Origin of the sequence: Streptomyces sp. ID05-26A, assembly GCF_033794685.1 — a bacterium.
GTDB lineage: Bacteria > Actinomycetota > Actinomycetes > Mycobacteriales > Pseudonocardiaceae > Lentzea.
Genome location: NZ_JARAYZ010000009.1, coordinates 38,201 through 58,844 on the forward strand (window position 1 = coordinate 38,201; position 20,644 = coordinate 58,844).

General features: G+C 68.1%; 22 protein-coding genes. 8 read left to right on the plus strand and 14 right to left on the minus strand.

The window, feature by feature from the left end; genetic code table 11:
* The first annotated feature begins 28 nt into the window (after positions 1-28).
* Entirely contained in the window at positions 29-1,684 is a 1,656-nt protein-coding gene (locus PV646_RS43010) for a fumarate hydratase (RefSeq protein WP_500348756.1), read from the plus strand.
* 21 nt (positions 1,685-1,705) lie between these two features.
* Here the strand turns inward: PV646_RS43010 and PV646_RS43015 are convergent, their stop codons facing one another.
* The 10 genes from PV646_RS43015 to PV646_RS43060 all read right to left on the minus strand — a co-directional run bounded on the left by PV646_RS43015 (position 1,706) and on the right by PV646_RS43060 (position 11,307).
* The gene (locus tag PV646_RS43015) at positions 1,706-2,137 is read right to left on the minus strand and encodes a hypothetical protein (protein WP_500348757.1); all 432 of its coding nucleotides are present in this window, start codon (positions 2,135-2,137) and stop codon (positions 1,706-1,708) included.
* 12 nt (positions 2,138-2,149) lie between these two features.
* Positions 2,150-3,316 (minus strand): amidase domain-containing protein, encoded by a 1,167-nt coding sequence (locus PV646_RS43020; RefSeq protein ID WP_500348759.1) that lies wholly within the window; start codon positions 3,314-3,316, stop codon positions 2,150-2,152.
* A gap of 300 nt (positions 3,317-3,616) precedes the next feature.
* Complete coding sequence (locus tag PV646_RS43025; protein ID WP_500348761.1) at positions 3,617-4,147, minus strand: hypothetical protein; 531 nt, start codon at positions 4,145-4,147, stop codon at positions 3,617-3,619.
* A 151-nt stretch (positions 4,148-4,298) separates the two neighbouring features.
* Complete coding sequence (locus PV646_RS43030) at positions 4,299-4,769, minus strand: hypothetical protein (protein WP_500348762.1); 471 nt, start codon at positions 4,767-4,769, stop codon at positions 4,299-4,301.
* 64 nt (positions 4,770-4,833) lie between these two features.
* A complete protein-coding gene (locus tag PV646_RS43035) occupies positions 4,834-5,961 on the minus strand; it encodes a hypothetical protein (RefSeq protein ID WP_500348764.1) in 1,128 nt (375 codons plus the stop codon).
* Positions 5,958-7,217 carry a glucarate dehydratase family protein gene (locus PV646_RS43040; protein WP_500348765.1) on the minus strand — a complete coding sequence of 420 codons (1,260 nt, stop codon included), beginning with the start codon at positions 7,215-7,217 and terminating at the stop codon, positions 5,958-5,960. Before PV646_RS43040 ends, PV646_RS43035 begins: the two co-directional genes overlap by 4 nt.
* A gap of 13 nt (positions 7,218-7,230) precedes the next feature.
* Positions 7,231-8,133 carry a 5-dehydro-4-deoxyglucarate dehydratase gene (locus PV646_RS43045; protein WP_500348767.1) on the minus strand — a complete coding sequence of 301 codons (903 nt, stop codon included), beginning with the start codon at positions 8,131-8,133 and terminating at the stop codon, positions 7,231-7,233.
* A gap of 8 nt (positions 8,134-8,141) precedes the next feature.
* Positions 8,142-9,023, minus strand: coding sequence for a carbohydrate ABC transporter permease (locus tag PV646_RS43050; RefSeq protein WP_500348769.1), 882 nt, complete (start codon positions 9,021-9,023; stop codon positions 8,142-8,144).
* Positions 9,020-9,991 carry a carbohydrate ABC transporter permease gene (locus PV646_RS43055; protein ID WP_500348770.1) on the minus strand — a complete coding sequence of 324 codons (972 nt, stop codon included), beginning with the start codon at positions 9,989-9,991 and terminating at the stop codon, positions 9,020-9,022. Before PV646_RS43055 ends, PV646_RS43050 begins: the two co-directional genes overlap by 4 nt.
* On the minus strand, positions 9,988-11,307 hold the full coding sequence (locus PV646_RS43060) for a sugar ABC transporter substrate-binding protein (protein ID WP_500348772.1): 1,320 nt from the start codon (positions 11,305-11,307) through the stop codon (positions 9,988-9,990). The genes PV646_RS43055 and PV646_RS43060 overlap by 4 nt, the downstream gene beginning before the upstream one ends.
* Before the next feature lie 124 nt (positions 11,308-11,431).
* Here PV646_RS43060 and PV646_RS43065 point away from each other — a divergent pair, with 124 nt between their 5' ends.
* Genes PV646_RS43065 through PV646_RS43075 form a run of 3 tightly spaced genes read left to right on the plus strand, consistent with a single transcriptional unit; the run spans position 11,432 to position 14,587 of the window.
* On the plus strand, positions 11,432-12,220 hold the full coding sequence (locus PV646_RS43065) for an IclR family transcriptional regulator (protein WP_500348774.1): 789 nt from the start codon (positions 11,432-11,434) through the stop codon (positions 12,218-12,220).
* A 43-nt stretch (positions 12,221-12,263) separates the two neighbouring features.
* Positions 12,264-13,088 carry an NAD-dependent epimerase/dehydratase family protein gene (locus PV646_RS43070; protein WP_500348775.1) on the plus strand — a complete coding sequence of 275 codons (825 nt, stop codon included), beginning with the start codon at positions 12,264-12,266 and terminating at the stop codon, positions 13,086-13,088.
* Positions 13,085-14,587, plus strand: coding sequence for an aldehyde dehydrogenase (NADP(+)) (locus PV646_RS43075; protein ID WP_500348776.1), 1,503 nt, complete (start codon positions 13,085-13,087; stop codon positions 14,585-14,587). Before PV646_RS43070 ends, PV646_RS43075 begins: the two co-directional genes overlap by 4 nt.
* 57 nt (positions 14,588-14,644) lie before the next feature.
* On the opposite strand, the gene cpt is transcribed toward PV646_RS43075, so the two are convergent.
* Together cpt and PV646_RS43085 are read right to left on the minus strand one after the other, a co-directional pair.
* Positions 14,645-15,190: a chloramphenicol phosphotransferase CPT gene (gene cpt / locus PV646_RS43080; RefSeq protein ID WP_500348778.1), complete on the minus strand. Its 546-nt coding sequence runs from the start codon at positions 15,188-15,190 to the stop codon at positions 14,645-14,647.
* Positions 15,180-16,508 (minus strand): NAD(P)-binding domain-containing protein, encoded by a 1,329-nt coding sequence (locus PV646_RS43085; RefSeq protein ID WP_500348780.1) that lies wholly within the window; start codon positions 16,506-16,508, stop codon positions 15,180-15,182. Before PV646_RS43085 ends, cpt begins: the two co-directional genes overlap by 11 nt.
* Positions 16,509-16,594: 86 nt before the next feature.
* Here PV646_RS43085 and PV646_RS43090 point away from each other — a divergent pair, with 86 nt between their 5' ends.
* The 4 genes from PV646_RS43090 to PV646_RS43105 all read left to right on the plus strand — a co-directional run bounded on the left by PV646_RS43090 (position 16,595) and on the right by PV646_RS43105 (position 19,740).
* Complete coding sequence (locus PV646_RS43090; protein WP_500348781.1) at positions 16,595-17,278, plus strand: hypothetical protein; 684 nt, start codon at positions 16,595-16,597, stop codon at positions 17,276-17,278.
* 10 nt (positions 17,279-17,288) lie between these two features.
* Positions 17,289-18,467, plus strand: a complete 1,179-nt coding sequence (locus PV646_RS43095; RefSeq protein ID WP_500348783.1) for an RtcB family protein — start codon at positions 17,289-17,291, stop codon at positions 18,465-18,467.
* Positions 18,468-18,536: 69 nt separating this feature from the next.
* Positions 18,537-19,124: a hypothetical protein gene (locus tag PV646_RS43100; protein ID WP_500348785.1), complete on the plus strand. Its 588-nt coding sequence runs from the start codon at positions 18,537-18,539 to the stop codon at positions 19,122-19,124.
* A complete protein-coding gene (locus PV646_RS43105) occupies positions 19,117-19,740 on the plus strand; it encodes a hypothetical protein (RefSeq protein ID WP_500348787.1) in 624 nt (207 codons plus the stop codon). Before PV646_RS43100 ends, PV646_RS43105 begins: the two co-directional genes overlap by 8 nt.
* A 69-nt stretch (positions 19,741-19,809) precedes the next feature.
* Here PV646_RS43105 and PV646_RS43110 read toward each other — a convergent pair whose 3' ends face one another.
* Complete coding sequence (locus PV646_RS43110) at positions 19,810-20,151, minus strand: hypothetical protein (RefSeq protein WP_093599595.1); 342 nt, start codon at positions 20,149-20,151, stop codon at positions 19,810-19,812.
* Positions 20,152-20,304: 153 nt separating this feature from the next.
* Positions 20,305-20,466: a hypothetical protein gene (locus PV646_RS43115; RefSeq protein ID WP_500348788.1), complete on the minus strand. Its 162-nt coding sequence runs from the start codon at positions 20,464-20,466 to the stop codon at positions 20,305-20,307.
* Between the last annotated feature and the right edge of the window lie 178 nt (positions 20,467-20,644).

Sequence of the window (20,644 nt, forward strand, 5' to 3'; positions counted from 1 at the left end):
ACTGCACACCGTTGGAGTTGTGTACCCCGTGCCCACCACATTCGAGTACACCGACGTCCTCCCCCTCGCGAAGGACACCGAGACCGAGTACCGCCTCGTCACCTCCGACGGGGTCAAGCTCATCGAGGCCGGTGACCGCAAGTTCCTCGAGATCGCACCCGAGACGCTCACGCTGCTCGCGAAGGAAGCGATCCGGGACATCCAGCACCTGCTGCGCCCGTCGCACCTCGCCCAGCTGCGCAAGATCATCGACGACCCCGAGGCGTCCGGCAACGACCGCTTCGTCGCCATGGACCTGCTGCGCAACGCCGCCATCGCGTCCGGTGGCGTGCTGCCGATGTGCCAGGACACCGGCACGGCGATCATCATGGGCAAGCGCTCGGAGACCGTCCTGACCGGCGGCGACGACGAGCAGGCGCTGGCCCGCGGCGTCTTCGAGGCCTACCAGGAGCTCAACCTGCGCTATTCGCAGATGGCCCCGGTGACGTTCTGGGACGAGAAGAACACCGGCACCAACCTGCCCGCGCAGATCGAGGTGTTCCACAAGCCCGGCCAGGAGCCCGTGTACGAGTTCCTGTTCATGGCCAAGGGCGGCGGTAGCGCGAACAAGACGTTCCTCTACCAGGAGACGAAGGCGGTGCTGAACCCGAAGCGCCTCGCGACGTTCCTGGACGAGAAGCTGCGTTCACTCGGCACCGCGGCCTGCCCGCCGTACCACCTCGCGGTGGTCGTCGGTGGCCTGTCCGCCGAGCAGAACCTGAAGGTCGCGAAGCTCGCGTCCGCCCGCTACCTCGACAACCTGCCGTCGGAGGGGTCGGCGCTGGGCCACGCGTTCCGCGACACGGACCTCGAGCAGCAGGTCCTGGAACTGACGCGGAACTTCGGCATCGGCGCGCAGTTCGGAGGCAAGTACTTCTGCCACGACGTGCGCGTCATCCGTCTCCCCCGCCACGGCGCGTCGCTGCCGGTCGGCATCGCGGTCTCGTGCTCGGCCGACCGCCAGGCCAAGGCCCGCATCACGGCCGAAGGTGTGTTCCTGGAGCAGATGGAGCGCGACCCGGCGCAGTTCCTGCCCGAGATCGAGGGCGAGGACCTGTCCGACGAGGTCGTGAACATCGACCTGACGCGCCCGATGACGGAGATCCGCGACATCCTCACCAAGCTCCCGGTGAAGACCCGCGTGTCCCTCACGGGCCCGCTGGTCGTGGCACGCGACATCGCGCACGCCAAGATCAAGGAGCGCCTCGACGCCGGCGAGGAGATGCCGCAGTACATGAAGGACCACCCGGTCTACTACGCCGGTCCGGCCAAGACGCCCGAGGGCTACGCCTCCGGCTCGTTCGGCCCGACCACCGCAGGCCGGATGGACTCCTACGTGGAGCAGTTCCAGGCCGCGGGCGGCTCGCTGGTGATGCTCGCCAAGGGCAACCGCTCGAAGCAGGTCACCAGCGCCTGCTCGTCGCACGGCGGCTTCTACCTGGGCTCGATCGGTGGCCCGGCGGCGCGGCTGGCGCAGGACTGCATCCGCAAGGTCGAGGTGCTCGAGTACCCCGAACTGGGCATGGAGGCGGTCTGGAAGATCGAGGTCGAGGACTTCCCCGCGTTCGTCGTGGTCGACGACAAGGGCAACGACTTCTTCGCGGAGACGTCGACCCCGACCCTGCAGATCAGCTTCCGCAAGTAGGTCACGACGGCGGGGACGTCCCTAGCCCGGGGACGTCCCCGCCGTCGGCTTGGCCGGATCGGGCCGCGCCGAGCCGAGCACCACGTGCCAGCGGTCGTCCTTGACGGTCAGGGTCAGCCTCTCCTCGTACGCGCCGCTCGCCGTTCGTCCGCGCAGCTGGGCGCTCGCGACGTCTTGGGCGACGTCGGACGAGATGTTCTTCTCCTCCAGCCTGATGTCCTTGCCCCCGTAGGCGTCCAACCGCTGCTTGATGTCGGCGGCCGCGTTGTTGCCGGGCGTCGCCAGTTTCTCCAGCGCGGCGGCGTCCTTCGTGTTGAGAGCGATCACGTAGGCGTCGACCGCGGCACCTGGCGACTCCGCTCCCGTCTCCTGTCCGCCGCATCCGGCGAGCAGGCCGAAGCCCGCGAGGGCGACGATCACCCCCTGCAGGCTCCGGCCGGCGCGTGCGCGCATGGTCCTCGATTCTCAGGTCCGGTGTGCGTAGTACCAGGAGTCGGGATAGGTCGCGATGAAGGAACTGAGCGGCTTCGCACGCTCGTTGTGATCGTTGCTGGAATGGTAGGTGAGCCAGAGTTCACTCGCCCACTCACCATTGCCGACCCGGTCGCTCACGAACATCGAATGACTGATGTTGTCGTCGCGGTCGAAGTCGACCTGCAGCACGTCGGTCACGAGCAGCTTCCAGACGTTGTCGACGAACGACGTCCGTTGCGAGCGGTGCAATGCGAACCAGTACCAGTTCTCCGCAGCCGCCCACGTGTAACTCGTCGTCCACGTGAAGTCTCCGTAGAACCACTTCGAATCATCCGTGCGGTCGTCACCGGGCCAGGAACCCACTGTGGTCCATCCGCCGGCACCCATGATCTGGGAAAGGAAATTCGTGCAGTCGCCACCGACGCCGCCATATGTGCGGTAAGCCTGGTTGTACTCGTTGTTCGTCGGCCCCCAGTAGCGGACGGCGTAGTTGAGCATCGCGGCGTAGTCGTAGGAGGCGGAAACGCCGGACCCGTCCAGGCCGGGTTTCGCCACCACCTTCGTCCCCGCCTCCGCGAGCTGCGCCGCGCTCGGCCGCGTCGTGGCGGAGGAGCGCGGGCCCACACTGCCGATCTTCGGCGCGGTCGACCTGATCGCTCCCGGCGCGTTGGGCTCGGTGTCCGGAGCGAGCGAACCAGGACGGATGCCGGAGGCGAGCCCTGCCAGACGCCACTCACCGGACTCGAGCGCGAAGGTCAGCTCCCGGCCCAGGCCGTACTCCTCGTACAGCGGACCGCCCGGCGAGGGCGCGGTGAAATACAGCTTGGTGTGTTCGGTGAACCGGACCGTCGCGCGCACCCCGCTCCTGTCGACCCGCGGAGCGAGAACCGCCACTTCGGCCGCTTTGTGCCCGCCGTTGGCGTGCTTCAACAACGCGCGGCGCTCATCGATCGCGTCACGGTCCGCCGCCAGTCTCGAGTCGAGCGAAACGGAGACCGGAACAGAGGTCAGGTCCGCCTTCCGAACGTCTTGTGCGAGCCGATCGGCCCGATCCTGCAGATAACGACCGGAGAGCGAGAGCAGATGCGCTCGATCTTTCTCGCCGATCTCCGTGATGTCCGCCGACGCGGGCGTGCCGCCCGCGACCAATACCAACACGACTGGAATCGCCAAATGAACCGGCTTGATGTTTCTCATGGTCCCCCAGACCCGAGTCACGTACAAACGCGTGCCGCACCATGGTCGCGGAAGGTCTCATTTCGGACAATAGACCAGTCAGCCCACACGGCTTCATCGGCGAGTGTTTTCCTCGCCACGGCGAAAACAACTGATTGTGTGTGAACTCAGCGTGGTCCTGAACTTCTGCCCACCGATGGTGAGCATCGGTCGACCGGTCCGGGAGCCTGGCTGCGCGCGAGGGCGTGTGGTGCGCAGCCAGGCCCTGCCGGAAGCGACGGGTCAGCCGGTCTCCTCACGCGCCTCCAGCACGAGGCGGCGGTTCCCCAGCGGCGCGTCCAGGCGGACGGTCAGCGGCACCTGGCGGACCTCCTGCGTGCACACGGTGCCGGGAGGCTGCTTGGTGATGGTGACCAGCGTGATCTGGACGACGTCGGCGGACTGGCCGGCGATCTCGGCGCGTGCTTCCTTGCAGCCGCCGCCCACGCCGAAGACCTCGATGTCGCGGCCGTCGCCGAAGACGTAGGCCTCGTCGCGGTAGGTGTCTGACAACGATGTCGTGTCGACCTTCTCCTTCGCCACGGGCGTGACGTTGGGCGGGACGACCGGCTTCTCCTCCGAGATGGAGACCGGGGGCTGGACGGGCGCGGTGGGGTTGGCGCCGGACGAGCCCGGGGTGCCGCTCAAGCCCGGCGCGGTGGTCGCCGTGGGTGAGGTGCCCGACGAACTGGAGCCGGGCGCGCTCGACTGCGTGCCGGACGAGCAGCCGACGAGCACGACGGCGAGAGCAACGGCAGCGACGGCGTTTCTCATGCGCTCCATCCTCGCAAACCGGGACAAGAAGTCCCTGTTAAATGTCCTGCGGCTTGTCCGGTCGAATGTTCGCGGACCGCGCGGGGCACCGAAGGGAGATGCCCGGCCGGCGGGGGCAGATGCCGGCCGGGCACCGTGGGGGGAGGAAGGTCTACTTCTGTTCCTGCCGCGACGTCAGCACGACCGTGCGCTCACCGAGGGGCTCGGACAGTTGCACCGTCACCGCGGGGAAGCGGATGTCCATCGTGCACATCTGCTTGGTCAGCGGCAGCGTCTCGAGAAGCTCGATCTTCACCGTGGAAGCGTTCTGCTCCAGCACGGACGCGCTCGCCTTGCCGCAGCCGCCCTCCTGAGCGATGACTCCGACGGTCTTCCCGTCGCCGACTGTCCACACCGTGCGCGGCTGGTCCGGCAGCAGGGCGTTCGCGTCGAGCTTGGTCACCGGTTTGCCGTCCGGCGGCATCTCTCCGGGTGCGGTGTTCGGGGGGATCTCGGAGGACGAGGTGGCGGTCGGCAGTTCCTGACCGCCACCTGCTCCGGTGCCCGCGTTCTGCGCGCTGCCACAGGCCGAGAGGACGAGCAGCAGGGCGCCAGTGCCAACTACGGTTCCTATGTGCCTCATGTGAAGAGGACGGAACCGCGGTCACAACGGGTTGCAGTGACTCTCTTGGGACTTCTCTTCACAGTTACCGGCTAACGGCAGTTACAGCCTCTCGCAAAGCTTCCAGCCGTGCAGCGGACGCGAGACCCCCGTGGTAGAGGTGGAACTCCTCCACACCGGCGTCCGCGTAGGCGAGCCACTCCTTCGACAACGCCGCACCGTCGGCCGGCTTCGGCGGCAACCCCAGCACGTACGCGGCGATCCGCGTGTCCGGAGCGGCCGCGCGAAGAGCCTCGATGCCGGGCACGGCGACGTCGGGGCCGGGCCAGCACATCGTCGTCAGCACGTCGACGTCCGCGCCGACACCACCGGCCACGGTCGCGAACGGCCCGGTGCCCCAGGGGTCCGCGGTGACGTGCATGCCGACCCGGACCGAAGGCGCGGCGGCACGGATCTCGCCGACCAGCCTCTGCCGCAACGACCGCACCACGCCGGTGCGCACGGCCTGAACGTCGTCCGCGAGAGCACCCAACGCTTCCTCAACGCTGGGTGCACCGCGATCGACCCCGGCCCGGACCGCTTCACGCAGGGCATCCGGGTCGGCGTACAGGGCGGTGCAGGCAGAGCAGAAGCACAGCGACAACAGCTTCTGCTGCACCGCGTTCCAGTCCGTGCCGTCGGTCTTCTCGTGGTGCCCGCCGTGGAAGAACCCCAGCGGCCCGCAGGCCTCCAGGACGATCCCGTCCGGCGCGCCGAGTTCCAGCACCTCGGACACCAGCACCGACGTGTACTCGACGACGTCGGGCTGCGCGGTGCACAACGCGTACGGGTAGCGATCCCCGAACGCGTTCACCACGGTCACGTCCGGGTGCAGGTCACCCAGCCGCGAGTTGTGCGTCAGCACGGTCCACGCGTACACCGGCAGCCCGGCGGCGCGAACCAGGGCCGCCGCGTCACCGAACGAGTCCGGACCGTCCACCCAGGACGGTTCGGCGGGCACCAGCCGGCCGTACTTCTCCGGGCGCACCGGCAGGTAGAACGCGGCGTGCCGGGCGTCGACGAGACGATGCGACGGGTGGAGCGGCGTCGCCGCCCGCACGGTGTGGTACGACGCGGCCAGGGCGATCGCGCCGACCCCCAGGTCCCGGTACCGCGCGACGGCCTCGGGATCTCCGATCAGGTCCCACGGGTAGGCGTGGACAACCGACTTCACCACCGGGGACGCTTCCTCTCGTAGCTCGGGTCGAACTTCTGCATGTAGCCCGTGTCGTCACGAGACGTGATGCCGCAACGAACGTAGTTCTCCGCCAGGCGTGCCAGCGCGTCGCGGTCCAGCGACACACCGAGCCCAGGACTGGAGGGCACCTGCAACGCACCATCCACAAAGGACAGCACGCCCGGTTCCACGACCTCGTCGGCCGCGTTCCACGGGTAGTGCGTGTCGCACGCGTAGTTCAGGTTCGGCGTCGCCGCGGCCAGGTGCGTCATCGCGGCCAGCGAGATGCCGAGGTGCGAGTTCGAGTGCATCGACAGGCCGATGCCGAACGTCTGGCAGATCATCCCCAGCTGACGCGACCGCTGCAGGCCGCCCCAGTAGTGGTGGTCCGACAGCAACACCTGCACGGCGTCCTGCTCCACCGACGGCCGCAGGTGCTCGAACGCGACCACGCACATGTTGGTGGCCAGCGGCATCGGCGCCTTCGCGGCCACCTCCGCCATCCCGGAGATCTCCGGCGTCGGGTCCTCCAGGTACTCCAGCACGCCGTCGAGTTCGGCGGCGACCCGAAGTGACGTCTCGACCGACCAGGCCGCGTTCGGGTCGAGCCGCAGCGGGTGGTCCGGGAACGCCTCGCGCAGCGCCCGGATCGCCTCGATCTCCTGCTCCGGCGGGAAGACACCGCCCTTGAGCTTGATCGACCCGAACCCGTACCGCGAGATCATCTTCGTCGCCTGCGCGACGATGCCCGCGGGGTCGACCGCCTCGCCCCACTCGTCCGGCTCGGCGCCGGGGTGCCCGTCCCACTTGTAGAACAGGTAGGCGGAGTAGGGAACCGAGGAACGAACCGCGCCGCCCAGCAGGTCGTGCACCGGACGTCCGAGCGCCTTGCCCTGGATGTCCAGGCACGCGACCTCGAACGGCGAGTACACGCGGTCGACGGTGCTCTCCGCCGTGATCTTGCCGGTCAGGCCGTGCTTGTCCGGTCCCGCCTTACCGCCGAGCACCGCGGCGACGCGCGCGTGCATCTCGTTGAGCGCGAACACGTCGAGGCCGATCAGGGAGTCCACAACGGACCGTGAGCGCTCCAGGTGCCCGAGGTCGCCGTAGGTCTCCCCCAGCCCTGAAATGCCCTCGTCGGTGTGCACTTCGACGATCGTGCGCAGCGCCCACGGCTCGTGCACGCCGGCCGAGTTGAGCAGCGGCGGGTCCCGGAACGCGATCGGTGTCAGGACAATCTCGGTGATCTTCATTCCGAACGCCCTCTCAGCTCAGCAGGGCCTTGCCCGCGGCGATGATCTCGTCCAGGGCGGCCAGGTGCTCGTCGGCCGGGTCGACCAGAGGCGGGCGCACGCCGCCGACCTCGAGGCCGTTCGCGCGCACCGCGGCCTTCACCAGGGCGACCGCGTAGCCGGGAACCTTGTCCCGCAGCTCGACCAGGGGCTTGTAGAACTCGTACAGGTACCGGTTCACGAGCTTCGTGTCACCGGACTGCACGGCGTTGTAGAAGCCGAGCGAGATCTCCGGCGCGAAGCAGAACACCGCCGACGAGTAGAGCTCGACGCCGATGGCCCGGTACGCGAGCTGCGTCATCTCCGCGGTCGGCAGGCCGTTGAAGAACTGGAACGGCTTGTCAACGTTGGCACGGACCGACAGCACGACGCGCTGCATCTGGTCGAGGTCGCCGAGGCCGTCCTTGAGGCCCACGACGTTCGGGATCCGCGCCACCTCGACGGCGGTCTCCGGCGTGAACCGCGCGTTGTTGCGCTGGTACACGATGATCGGCAGTTCGGTGATGCCGGCGACCTCGGCCACGTACCGCACCAGGCCGGCGGCCGGGTTGGTCACCAGGTACGGCGGCAGCAGCAGGATGCCGTTGGCACCGGCGCGTTCCGCCGCCTGCACGAACTGCTTGGTCTGCGCGACCGAGCCGCCCGCGCCGGCGAACACCGGCACCTTGCCCGCGGTCGCCTCGACCGCGACCGCGACCGCCCGCTCGAACTCGCCCAGCTCCAGCGCGTGGAACTCGCCGGTGCCGCAGGCCGCGAACACCGCGCCCGGCCCGGCGGAGACACCGTGCTTGACGTGCTCGGCGAGCACGTCGTACGCGATGTTCCCCTCGCTGTCGAACGGGGTCACCGGAAAGAACAGCACACCATCGAGTTGCATAACCAGACTCATCCCTTGATCGCTCCGGTGGTGATCCCACGCAGGAAGGACTTCTGCAGCGACAGGTACACGACCAAGCTCGGTACCAGCGCCAGCAACGCACCGGCCAGCACGATGCCCGTTCCGACCATGTCGTCGGACCGAAGCGCGAGAAGTGCGACCGTGAGCGTGTAATCGGAGGGGTCAGCGGCGACGATCAGGGGGAGCAGGTACTGCTCCCAAATCATGTTGAAGCCGAACACGGCGATGACGCCGAGCGCGGGCTTGCACAGTGGGAGGATGATCTGCGCGAAGAGGCGCAGCTCCCCTGCACCGTCCACTTTGGCCGCCTCCTCCAGTTCGTTGGGGATCTCCTTCATGAACTCCGTCATGACGAAGATGGAGAATCCCCAAGCCCCCAGCGGGAGGATGACGCCGAGCAGGGTGCCCTTCAGACTCACGTGCACCAGCGGTAGGTCTCCGATCACCAGCGACAGCGGGATCGCGATGACCTCCTCCGGCAACATCATCGTGGCGAGGATGACCAACAGTGCGATGGCCTGACCGCGGAACTTCTTGCGCGCCAACGCGTATGCGGCGAAAACGCTCACCGACAGCTGCAACAGCAGCGCACCACCGGCGATGATCAACGAGTTCATCAGGTAGTGCCAGATCTTGTTCTCCGCCGCGACCTGGAAGTTGATCAGCGACGGGTTCTCCGGGATCACCGACAGCTTGGTCGGGTCCGGGTTGTGGTCGAACGCGCCGGAGAAGATGACCAGCAGCGGGCCACAGAAAAGGATTACAGCGAGGGCGCTGAAAAGAAACCGGATGCCCTTGCTGACCCACGCGTCCGGGCGGGCGGACCAGCCGATGGCGCTGTCGAAGCGGCTTGAGTTCACGGTGCTCATCGCGCTTCCCTCCTGCGGCGGTACCACTGCACGCTGACCGTCAGAATCAAGGTAACCAGGAACAACAGCACAGAACCAGCCGATGCGAGTCCGGCTTCGGACTGTTCGAACGCCGTGGTGTAGACGCGGGTCATCCAGACGTCGGTCGATCCGGCCGGGCCACCTCCGGTGAGCACGTACACCTCGGTGAAGACGCGCAGGCCGCGGATCGCCGCCAGGGTCAGGAGGATCGTGATGACCGGGCGCAAAGCGGGCAGTGTGACGTTCCAGATCCGTTGCGGCGTCGAGGCCCCGTCGATCGCGGCGGCCTCGTACTGCTGGCGGTCGATGCCGGCGAGCCCGGCGAGGATGAGCACCATGTCGTACGGCGCGTGCTTCCAGATGCCGACGAACATGACCGACACCAGCGAGGTGTCGGTGCTGTGGATGTACTCCCAGGGGCCGAGGCCGATCCACGAGATGAGCTCGTTGAGGAAGCCTTCCGGTGCCGGGTAGAAGAACAGCCGCCAGATCTCACCGATGACCGCGGTGGCCGCCACGACGGGCAGGAACACCGCGGACCGGACGAACCACAGCGACTTGGTGTGGCCTTCGAGCAGCAACGCCAGGAAGAAGCCGATCACCATCGCGCCGATCGTCTGACCGCCGGCCAGCACGAGGGTGTGCCAGCTGGCGGTCAGGAACTTCTCGTCCTGCAGGATCGTCGCGTAGTTCTTGAACCCGACGAAGATGTCCCCGAGGAACGGCCGGACCTCGAACAGGGAGAGCCGGATGCCCTCGGCCATCGGGATGAACTTGAAGACCAGGAAGATCAGCGCGGCGGGGAACAGGAAGAGCCAGGGGATGAAGTTGGCTCCCGTGAGGCGGCGCCGGCGGCGCCGCCTCACGGGGTGGGTTTCGACGGCACCGCCGCCACTAGCCGTCGAGCCCACGTCTCGGGTGTCGCCGAGTGACTGAACAGCCGTCACTTCGACGCCTTCTGGTTCTCGAGTTCCTTCTTGAGCGACTCCGCCAGCGCCTTCAGCTCGGCCGAGGAGTCAGCGGGGCACTTCGCGAAGATGGAGTTGAGGGTCTCCGAGGTCTTCTGCCGGAACGGCGCGAAGTTCGGGACGCTGGGGAACGGCCGCGCCTCGCTGGAGTACACACCCGCCACCGTCGCCCAGCGCGGGTCCTTGTACGTCGCGTTGACGTCGACGGTCTTGTTGACGGGCAGGCGCACGACCGGCTGCGGGTCGCCCTTCATGCCGGCCTGCTGCGCTTCGGACGTGATCAGGTACTCGGCGAGCTTCTTCTGGTCGGCGGTCTTCGCGGAGCCGGCCATCTGGTAGATGTTCTCGCCCTCGCCGAGCACCGTGGCCCCGGCCGGGCCCTTCGGCGACGCGATGACCTCGTACTTGTCCTTGCCGATCGACTTGTCGAAGCGGCCGATCATGTACGGGCCGGTGAGGTAGATGCCGCTCTTGCCGGACTCGAACAGCGGGTGCGCGTCGTTCGTGCCGAGGGTCAGCGAGCCGGGCTGCATGACCTTGTCCTCGCAGAAGAGCTTGCGCAGCCGGTCGACGGCCTTGGTCGACTCCGGCGAGTCGATGCCGACGCGGAACTTGCCGTCGCCCTCGTCCTCGAGGATGTCGCCGCCGCCCTGCCAGATGTAGCTGGACGCCCACCACGCGAGGTAGCCGCGGTCGGTCGTGCCGGGCACGAGCATGCCGTAGGTGTCGTTCTGCCCGTTGCCGTCGGGGTCGCCGAAGGTGAAGGCCTTCGCGAGGTCGTCGAGCTCCTCCCACGTGGTGGGGATCGGCTTGCCGAGCTTCTCGCGCCAGTCCTTGCGGACGAGCGTCACCATCGCCTGGGTGGAGTAGGGGATGGCGTAGAACTTGCCATCCGAGCCCTTCCCGTTGTTCCACGCGCGGTCGACGACGTCGGCGCCGCCCGCGATGTCGTCGCGGTTGACCTCGGTCGTCCAGCCCTGCTTGACGAAGTTGCCGAGCGAGCCGGTGTCGGTGATGACGACGTCGGGGAGGTCCTTCGACGCGGCGCGCTGCTGCACCTGCTTGTCGAAGTCGTTGAAGATCGGCTTGTAGTCGACCTGCACACCGGTCTTCTCGGTGAACGACTTGAAGATCTTCTCGTAGACCTTCGCGGTGGCCTCGGTGGAGCGGGTCCACACCTCCAGAGGCTTGTTCGGGTCCTTGCTCGACGTCGCCGTGTTGCCACTGCTGCCACAGCCTGCGAGCAGCGCGGCCACGCCCAGCGTGGCAAGTGTTGTGGCAGTTCTACGGCGCATCGTCGAAGCCCTTCGCGTTCAGATATGTGAACCTGGGTCGTACTTGTGAACCTGGTGCAGGACTGTAAGAATCAGGACAGCAACGTGTCAAGGGCAAGTTGCTTTCCTGTTTCGAGGAGGTCAGGTGGCGTCGCCGATCGACAAGGGCACAGCTCGTCCGGGCGCGGTGAAGTCGGCCGACCGCACGGTGGAGCTGCTCGAAGTGCTGTCCGCGTCAGACCGCAGGCTGACGCTCACCGAGCTGCACCGCGAGCTCAGCTATCCGAAGTCCAGCCTGTACATGCTGTTGCAGACGCTGGTGGCGCGCGGCTGGGTGGAGGTCGACGCGGACCGGGGCACCTACGGCATCGGCGTGCGCGCGCTGCTCGTCGGTACGTCCTATTTGGACCACGACCCCGTTGTGCGGGCGGCGATCCGCGTGATGGAACAGGTCCGCCAGGACATCAACGAGACCGTGCACCTTGCCCGTTTGGACGGCGGTGACGTCGTCTACCTCGCGAGCCGCGAGTCCGAGCACCACCTGCGCGTCGTCTCGCGCGTCGGCCGCCGGCTGCCCGCGCACTCCACGTCGCTGGGCAAGGCCGTGCTCTCGACGCGCACGCCGGAGGAGGTGGACCTGCTCCTCCCCGAGGTGCTGGCGCCGCTGACGCCCAACACCGTGGTCGAACGGCCCGCGCTGCACGAGCAGCTCGCCGGGTTCCGCAACGTCGGCTACGCCCACGAGCGCGAGGAGAACACTCCCGGCCTGGGCTGTTTCGCGGTGGCGCTGCCCTACCGCAACCCCGTTCTCGACGCCATGAGCTGCTCGGTCCCGCTGGGCAGGCTCACCCCGGAGCACGAGCGGCAGGTCATCTCCGCCCTGCTCGACGCCGCCAGGACCATCACCGAACTCCTCCGCCAGTTCGGTCGCTGAGCTTGTGCAGACACACCCGAACGAAGACGGAGGGTTCCCACCCGTGACCGCACGCATCCTGATCACCGGCGCCGGTGGCGGGGTGGGAACGCTAATGCGTTCCCGTCTCGCCGCGGAGGGCCGTCTCCTGCGGCTGCTGGACATCGCGGAGCTCCCCGCGGCCGCCGACGGCGAGAACGTCGAACTCGTCGAGGCGTCGGTGACCGACATGGCCGCGATGGAAGCGGCGTTGAAGGACGTCGACGCGGTGATCCACCTCGGTGGCCACAGCCTCGAGGAGTCGTGGGACAAGATCCTGCGCGTCAACATCGACGGCACGCACACGGTCCTGGAGGCCGCACGGCGTTCCGGCGTCCGCCGGGTGATCCTGGCCAGCTCGAACCACGCCGTCGGTTACGTCGAACGGGCCGATGGCGAGGCGGGTGATTACGCGTTCCCCCGCCCGGACACCTACTACGGTGTGTCCAAGGTGGCGTTGGAAGCGCTCGGCTCGCTGTACGCCGACCGCTACGGCATGGACGTGATCGCGATCCGCATCGGTTCGTGCTTCGAGAAGCCGAAGGACGTGCGGATGCTGTCGACGTGGATGTCGCCGGACGACGGCGCGCGCCTGTTCGAGGCGTGTCTTTCCGCCCCGTCACCCGGTTTCCGCGTGGTGTGGGGTGTTTCGGACAACAAGCGCGGCTGGTTCTCGCTCGACGAGGCCCGCGCTCTCGGTTACGAGCCGCAGGACGACTCCGAGGTGTACGCGGCCGCCGTGCTGGAGCAGCACGGCGAGCTCGACCCCTCGTCGCCCGCGGCGAGGTACGTGGGCGGGGTCTGGTGCGGCCCCGATTTCGACACGGCAGTCAAGGAGGCAGGGCGTTGAGCCACGGCGTGCAGGGATACAACCCGCGGACCGGTGAGCCGTACGGCGAACCGGTCGCGAAGACCCCCGACAGCGAGGTGGACCGCATCGCCACGGCGGCGGCCATCGCGTTCTCGGCGTGGTCGGTCGTTCCGGCGGCGGATCGTGCCGTGGTGCTGGAGAAGGTCGCGGACGCGCTGGACGCCGAGTCGGCGTTGCTCGTCGAGACGGCGGACGGCGAGACGGCGCTGGGTGTGCCGCGGCTGACCACCGAGCTCAAGCGCACGACGAACCAGCTGCGGCTGTTCGGCGAGGTGCTGCGCGAGGGCAGCTACGTCGAGGCCACTTTGGACACGGCGAACCCGGACATCATCCCGCCGCGGCCGGTGCTGCGGCGCGTTCTCCGTCCTTTGGGGACGGTCGCGGTGTTCTCCGCGTCGAACTTCCCGTTCGCGTTCTCGGTGGCCGGTGGCGACACGGCGTCCGCGCTGGCCTCCGGTTGTTCCGTCGTGGTGAAGGCGCATTCGGCGCACCCGTCGACGTCGCGCGAGACCGCGCGGGTCGTGATCGACGCGCTGCGCGAGGCCGGTGCGCCCGAAGGCGTGTTCGGGATCGTGTACGGCACCGAGTCCGGTGTCGCGCTGGTGAAGCACTCCGCGGTGCGCGCGGTCGGTTTCACCGGCTCCACCGGGGGCGGCCGGGCGCTGTTCGACCTGGCGCAGGGCCGGCCGGACCCGATCCCGTTCTACGGCGAGCTCGGCAGCGTGAACCCGACGGTGATCCTGCCCGGCGCGGCCACCCCGGACATCGCCGCCGGTTTCGCGCAGTCGCTGGTGATGGGTGTCGGGCAGTTCTGCACGAACCCCGGTCTCGTGTTCGCGCCGGAGTCGATCGTGCCCGCACTGGGCGAGGCGGTCGCCGCGTCGTCGGGTGGCGCGATGCTGAACGAGCGGATGTGCGACTCCTACAAGGCGGGCACGGACGCGCTGGCGGCGTCGGACCTCGTCTCCGTGGTGTCGACGGGTACCCGCCCGGACGAGGCGTGGGCCGTGGCGCCGCTGCTGTTCAGCACGTCGGTGAAGGTGTTCGAGGAGAACCTCGAGAAGCTCACCGAGGAGCACTTCGGCCCGGCCGCGCTGGTCGTGACGTACTCGTCGCCGGCGGAGCTGCACTCGGTGCTGGCGAAGCTGCCGGGCACGCTGACCGGCACGGTGCACGCGGCCGAGTCGGACCACGCGGAGGCCGGTGAGGTCGCCGAGGTCCTGCGGCGCGTGGCGGGCCGGATCATCTTCAACGCCTGGCCGACCGGTGTCGCCGTGGCGTGGGGTCAGCACCACGGTGGCCCGTGGCCGTCGACGACGAACCCGCTGCACACGTCGGTGGGCGCCACGTCGATCCGCCGCTGGATCGCGCCGGTGACGTACCAGTCGTGGCCGGACGCGTTGCTGCCCGCGGAGTTGCAGGACGCGAACCCGCTGGGCATCCCGCGCCGGATCGACGGAGTGCTGGGCGTGCACTGAGAGTTTCCTGGATGAGCGGGGCCGCTGACTCGATGTCGGCGGCCCCGTTCTTCGTCGTCAGACGACTCGGGCGGCGATCACCCTCGCGCACTCGACCGACTCGGCTTTCGCGGTGTCGACCTCGACGTCGTAGCTCATCCCGCGGTGCACGAGTTCGGCCTGCGCCTCGGCCATCCCGGCGACCCGGTCACCACGGGCGAGTTCCCGGCCCGCGGCGACCTCGGCGTCGCACCGCACCCCGACCCACAGCACGGCGAGGCCGTCCAGCGCCTTCTCCCACCGCTGCCGCGACTCGACCCCGCCGAGGAACACGTCGTCCACGATCACCCGTGCCCCGGCGCGCACCATCGCGGCGACGCCGGCCATCCACGCGTCCTCGAGCAGCCGGAACTCGGCGCCGACGCTGACGTCGCCGCCGAGGTCTTCTGGGAACCCGATGCCCTCCGACCCGAGCCGCAACCGCGCGGGCATCACGTCGATCAGCGTGTCGACGCCGATCGCCAGCCACACCTGCGGCAGCACGGCCTGCAGGCACCGCGCGATACCCGACTTGCCGGAGCTGGACCCGCCGTTGAGGACGATCACCTGAGCGCTAGACGACACGCTCCGACCGTACCCACGCGCGCCGTTCCTGAAGCAACTCGCGCTGGTAGCCGAGGAAGTCGACCTCCAGCGTGTGCCGCTTCGACTTCACGTACTTGCGCCGCAGTCCCTCCCGGTACGAGGTGATCTCGGCCTTCATCTCCGGCACCGGGGGCAGCGCGCCGCGGCCGGAGACCAGGTCCGCGATCCACTCGGCCTGGGCCTCGGCCAGCGGCATGATCGCCCCCAGGGGCTGGATCAGGCCGAGGAAGTACAGCCCGGGGTGCGCCGGGTCCACGACCCGCCGGTACAGCGACACCTCGTTGTCGGCGGACGACACCGCCGGGAACTCCGTTACATCCAGAAACGGGAATTCCACCTTGTAACCGGTGCAATAGACGATCACGTCGACGTCCTCGCGGGAGCCGTCCGAGAACACGACCCCGGACCCGTCGAGCCGTTCGACGTTCGGTTTCACGGTGATGTCGCCGTGCCCGAGCCTCGTGAGCAGGTCGTCGGACACCGTCGGGTGCGCGGCGAGGATGGCGTGCCCGGGCTGGGGCAGGCCGTAGTCCGTGAGCCTGCCGCGGGCCAGCCGCAGCATCACCCGCAGCGACAACGCCTGCATCCATGCCGGCGCGAAGCGGGCGAGCGGCGAGGTCGTCAGGTGGTCGGTCGGCATGCCGAAGAGGTACTTGGGCATGATGTGCGCGCCGCGGCGCATCGCCAGGAACGTCCGCGCCGAGACGCGGGACGACTCGACGGCGATGTCGCAGGCGGAGTTGCCGATGCCGAGGACCAGCACCTTCTTGTCCGCGAACCGCTCGGGCGTCTTGTAGAAGTGCGCGTGCAGCTGTTCGCCGTCGAACGAGCCGGGGAACGCGGGTTCGGGCAGTCGCGGCGACCAGTGGTGCCCGTTCGCGACGATCACCGACCGGTAGACGCCCGAGGTCTCTTCGCCCGTGTCGCGATCGCGCGTCGTGACGGAGTAGCCGCCCGGCGCGACGGACACGGAGGTGACCTCGGTCCGGAACCGGATGCGGTCGCGGAACCCGTGGTGCTTCACGAAGTCGTCGAAGTACTCGGCGATCTGGAAGTGCGACGGGTACGAGGGCAGGCGGGACGGCATCGGGAAGGACTTGAACTCCATCATCTGCCGCGAGGTGTTGATGTGCAGCGACCGGTAGGCCGACGACATTCCGTTGTCGTTGAGATAGCGCCAGTTGCCGCCGATCTCCGACCCGGTCTCGAAGCAGTCGAACTCGATGCCTCGGGCGCCGAGCACCTGACATGCGGCGATGCCGGAAGACCCCGCCCCGATGACGCACACGCGCTCCATGGGCTGAAGTATTTTCACGTTGAGTGCGGCTGTCAATCATGTGGGATCGGGTGTGGGCGCCGCTGTCGCCCCTTACCTTGTGGCCCATGCGAAATCTTCTCGTGGCAGTCACGACGGTACTGGCGTTCGCGGTCTCCACCGGCACGGCGGCAGGGGCGCCGCTGCCGTGCCCGGAGATCTTCGCGACGAACAACACGGCGATCATCACCGACCCCGCCGACCCTCGGCTGCGGGACCGGCTGGTGCGGTTCGACCGCGAGGTCCGCGGGATCGTGCGCGCCAACGGCGGCCACACCACCCGGTCGACGTTGCTCGACGGCGTGTTCTGGTCGAGCGACCTGCAGCAGACGACGTTCGAACGTTCCCGCAGGTTCGACGTCACGCTGAACGAGGAGAGCCTGCGCCACACCGCGTCCACGATCAGCAAGCAGTTCCGGCAGGAGTCGGTGCTGACGTTCCGCTTCCTGCCCGCGAACTCGCCCGCGGTCGACGCCGTGCAGGTCGAGGTCGACGGCATCACCGCTCAGCAGGTCCGCACCGGCCTGCTCAACGACGCCGTCGCGCGCGAGAAGCTCGGTGGCGGCAGCGTCACGTTGCAGGACAAGGCGATCCTCATCGCTGGTGTCGACGACCTGCCGACCGTGAGGGCGTTCGTCACGAACATCGGTGGCGACATGCGCAAGGCGAAGGTGCGCAAGGGCGCGTGGGAGTTCGTTGGCGCGGAAACTCCCCGCGAAACTCCTTTGTGGAGCAAGGTGAACGCCGCCTAACCTCGTGGGCATGGCAGCAACCGTGGTCCGCGGCCAGAACGTGGACATCCGAATGTGGACTCGACCGGACGAGGTCGAGGAGTTCGCCATGCGGCAGTTGCAGAACATCTCTTCGCTGCCGTGGGCGTTCAAGCACATCGCGGTCATGCCCGACGTGCACTACGGCAAGGGCGCCACGGTGGGTTCGGTGATCGCGTTGCGCGACGCCGTCTCCCCCGCGGCCGTCGGCGTGGACATCGGCTGCGGCATGACCGCGGTGCGCACCTCGCTCACGGCGAGCGACCTGCCGGCCACGCTGCGCGGGCTGCGGTCCCGCATGGAGGCCGTGGTCCCCGTCGGTTTCGGCCAGCACAAGGCGACCGCGTTCACCGAGAGGGACGCGTCCGACTGGGGCACGTTCTGGAGGAAGTTCGACGACCTCACGCCCGTCGTGAAGGCGCGCGCCGACAAGGCGATGCACCAGATGGGCACGCTCGGGGGCGGCAACCACTTCCTCGAGGTCTGCCTGGACGGCGACCAGCGGGTGTGGGTCATGCTGCACTCCGGGTCGCGTGGCATCGGCAACGAGCTGGCGCAGCACCACATCGCGGTGGCGCGCACGCTCGCGCACAACGCCGAGCTGCCGGACCCGGACCTCGCCGTGTTCCTCTCGGGCACGCCCGAGATGGCGTCGTACCGTCACGACCTGTACTGGGCTCAGGACTACGCGCGACGCAACCGCGCGGTCATGTTGCGCCTGGTCTGCGACGTGCTGCGGGTCGAGTTCCCGCGGATCGCCTTCGAGGAGCCGATCTCGGCGCACCACAACTACGTCTCGGAGGAGAACCACTTCGGCGAGGACGTGCTGGTGACGCGCAAGGGTGCGATCCGCGCGGGCCGTGGTGAGTTGGGCATCATCCCGGGTTCCATGGGCACCGGTTCGTACATCGTGCGCGGGCTCGGGAACCCCGACTCGTTCGAGTCGGCGTCGCACGGTGCCGGCCGGAGGATGTCGCGCAACAAGGCCCGCAAGACGTTCACGACGCAGGATCTCGCCGACCAGACAAGTGGTGTCGAGTGCCGCAAGGACTCCGGCGTCGTGGACGAGATTCCGGGCGCCTACAAGGACATCGACGCCGTGATGGCGAACCAGTCCGACCTGGTCGAGGTGGTCGCCAAGCTCAAGCAGGTGGTTTGTATCAAGGGTTGATGTTTCCCTTGTGAGTGAACGGGAAGCCTCCCGGACAGCCAGAGAGTTTGCCTGTCTTGGAGGTTTTCCATGTCAACGGGCGCCATCATCGGCGTTGTGGTCGCGATCGTCGCGGCATTGGTGATCCTCGCGATCGTGCTGAGGCCCGCCATGCAGCGCAAGAAGCTGCGCGACCGCTTCGGCCCTGAATACGACCGCGCGGTCACGGACAGCGAGAGCAGAACGGCCGCGGAGAAGGAGCTCGCCGAGCGGGAGCACCGCCACAGCGAGTTCGACCTGAAGCCGCTTTCCCCGACGGCGCAGGACAGTTACCGCCGGCACTGGGCGACCGTGCAGGCGAAGTTCGTCGACTCGCCGGAGAGCGCCATCGCCGACGCCGACCGCCTGGTGACCGATCTGATGGCCGAGCGCGGATACCCCACCGAGGGTTACGAGGCGCAGCTGAGCGTTCTGTCCGTCGAGCACGCGAAGACGCTGGAGCACTACCGCAAGGCGCACGACATCTCGGAGCGCCAGGAGATCGGCGAAGCGAGCACCGAGGACCTGCGCACCGCGATGGTGCACTACCGCGAGTTGTTCACCGACCTGCTCGAACACGGGGCGGGACCGAGCAAGGACACCAGGGAAGCCGTGCGGAAGGAGAAGACCGATGTCTGAAGCACCGACTCACGCCGCTGGGGTTCCCACTCCGGCAAGGCCGCAGCAGACGTCTCAGCACACCGAGCGCATGCCGCAGCAGTCGCAGCGCGCGGACGAGACGCAGCGTGCCGAAGCCCAGCGGGGTGAAACTCAGCGGGGCGAGGCCCAGCGGACCGATGCTCAGCGCACTGATGTTCAGCGAGCTGACGGCCAGCGTGCCGACGCGCAGCGGACTGACACGCAGCGCACGGAAGCCCAGCGTGCGGAGACCACGCAGCGCGCGGACACCCAGCGCACTGATGCCCAGCGTGCGGAGGCCCAGCGCACCGACGGTCAGCGGGCCGAGCACCAGCGCGCCGACCACCGCGGCTCCGAACCGGAGCGCACCGGCCACCAGTCGATCGGCAAGCTCGAGGACGAGTGGCAGGCGGTGCAGTACGAGTTCGTCGACGACCCGAAGGCCGCCGTGCGCAAGGCGGACGACCTCGTGACGCGCGCGATCGAGGAACTGAACACCCGGCACCGCTCCCTCACCAAGCAGCTCGAGGGAAACAGTGATCCACAGACCGAGGACCTGCGACTGGCCCTCCACCGCTATCGGGAACTCTTCAAGTCGCTGGTCGCCGTCAAATAAGTGCTGGAAGCCCCGGCGCCGTGGCCGTAACAGGTGGCGGCGCCGGCAGGCATGTCCGGACCCGCCCGGCTAGCTGGGCAGTTCGCGGATCTCCATCTCGAGGACGTCGATCTCGTCGCTGATGGCCTCGTCCAGCATGTCGTCCAGCAGCTTGCGGCACTCCGCCGACCCGCACCGCGGCAGTCCCGCGCCGAACCTCGGCACCTGCTCCCACCACACCGCGGGGTTGTTCCAGAACGAGCCGGACCCCTGGTCGACACCTTCGAGGCAGCGCAGCCGTTGGTCGCTCGCCGGAAGGGCTCGCACGAACTCGATGAACAACGCCAGCGCATCGGGATTGCTCACCGGGACCGCGCCGTAGCCGCGCAGACAGTCTTCGAGCTCTGCGAGGAACTCCGCCTTGAAGGACACGGCACACCCCCGCTCCACCGCATCGTTGCGGACGTCCTGAAGTTCGTGACAACAACAGTACCTCCGCAACTCGGACGGGAAACGAGTGCGAACGGGCGGTATCTTCCTGTACCCGCACGGGGTCCGGTGACCCGCAGTCACTTCACCCGCTCGTCACGTTCCCTCGCGGGAGGCGTACTGAGACACGTGGAAACCGTTGTCCAGCTTGACGATCTGTCCCACGACCAGCTCGTCGGCCGGGTCGCCTCCGGACGTGCCGCTCGCTCCGGTCCGGCCGACCGTCAGCCTCCCGGACGCGCCCGGGAAGTCACGCAAAGTGCACAGCTCCTCATCGCGGGTTTTCCTTGACGCCCCAACGGAGGTCTGGCGCGACAACGCCGACGGCGTCATAGGCGAACAGCAGGTATCCGTTGGGGCCCGAAAGGAAGGCTCTGCGCGCGTGATTCTGTTGCGTCGGCTAGGGATCCGGCTCGCCGATCGGCGCCAAGTCGTT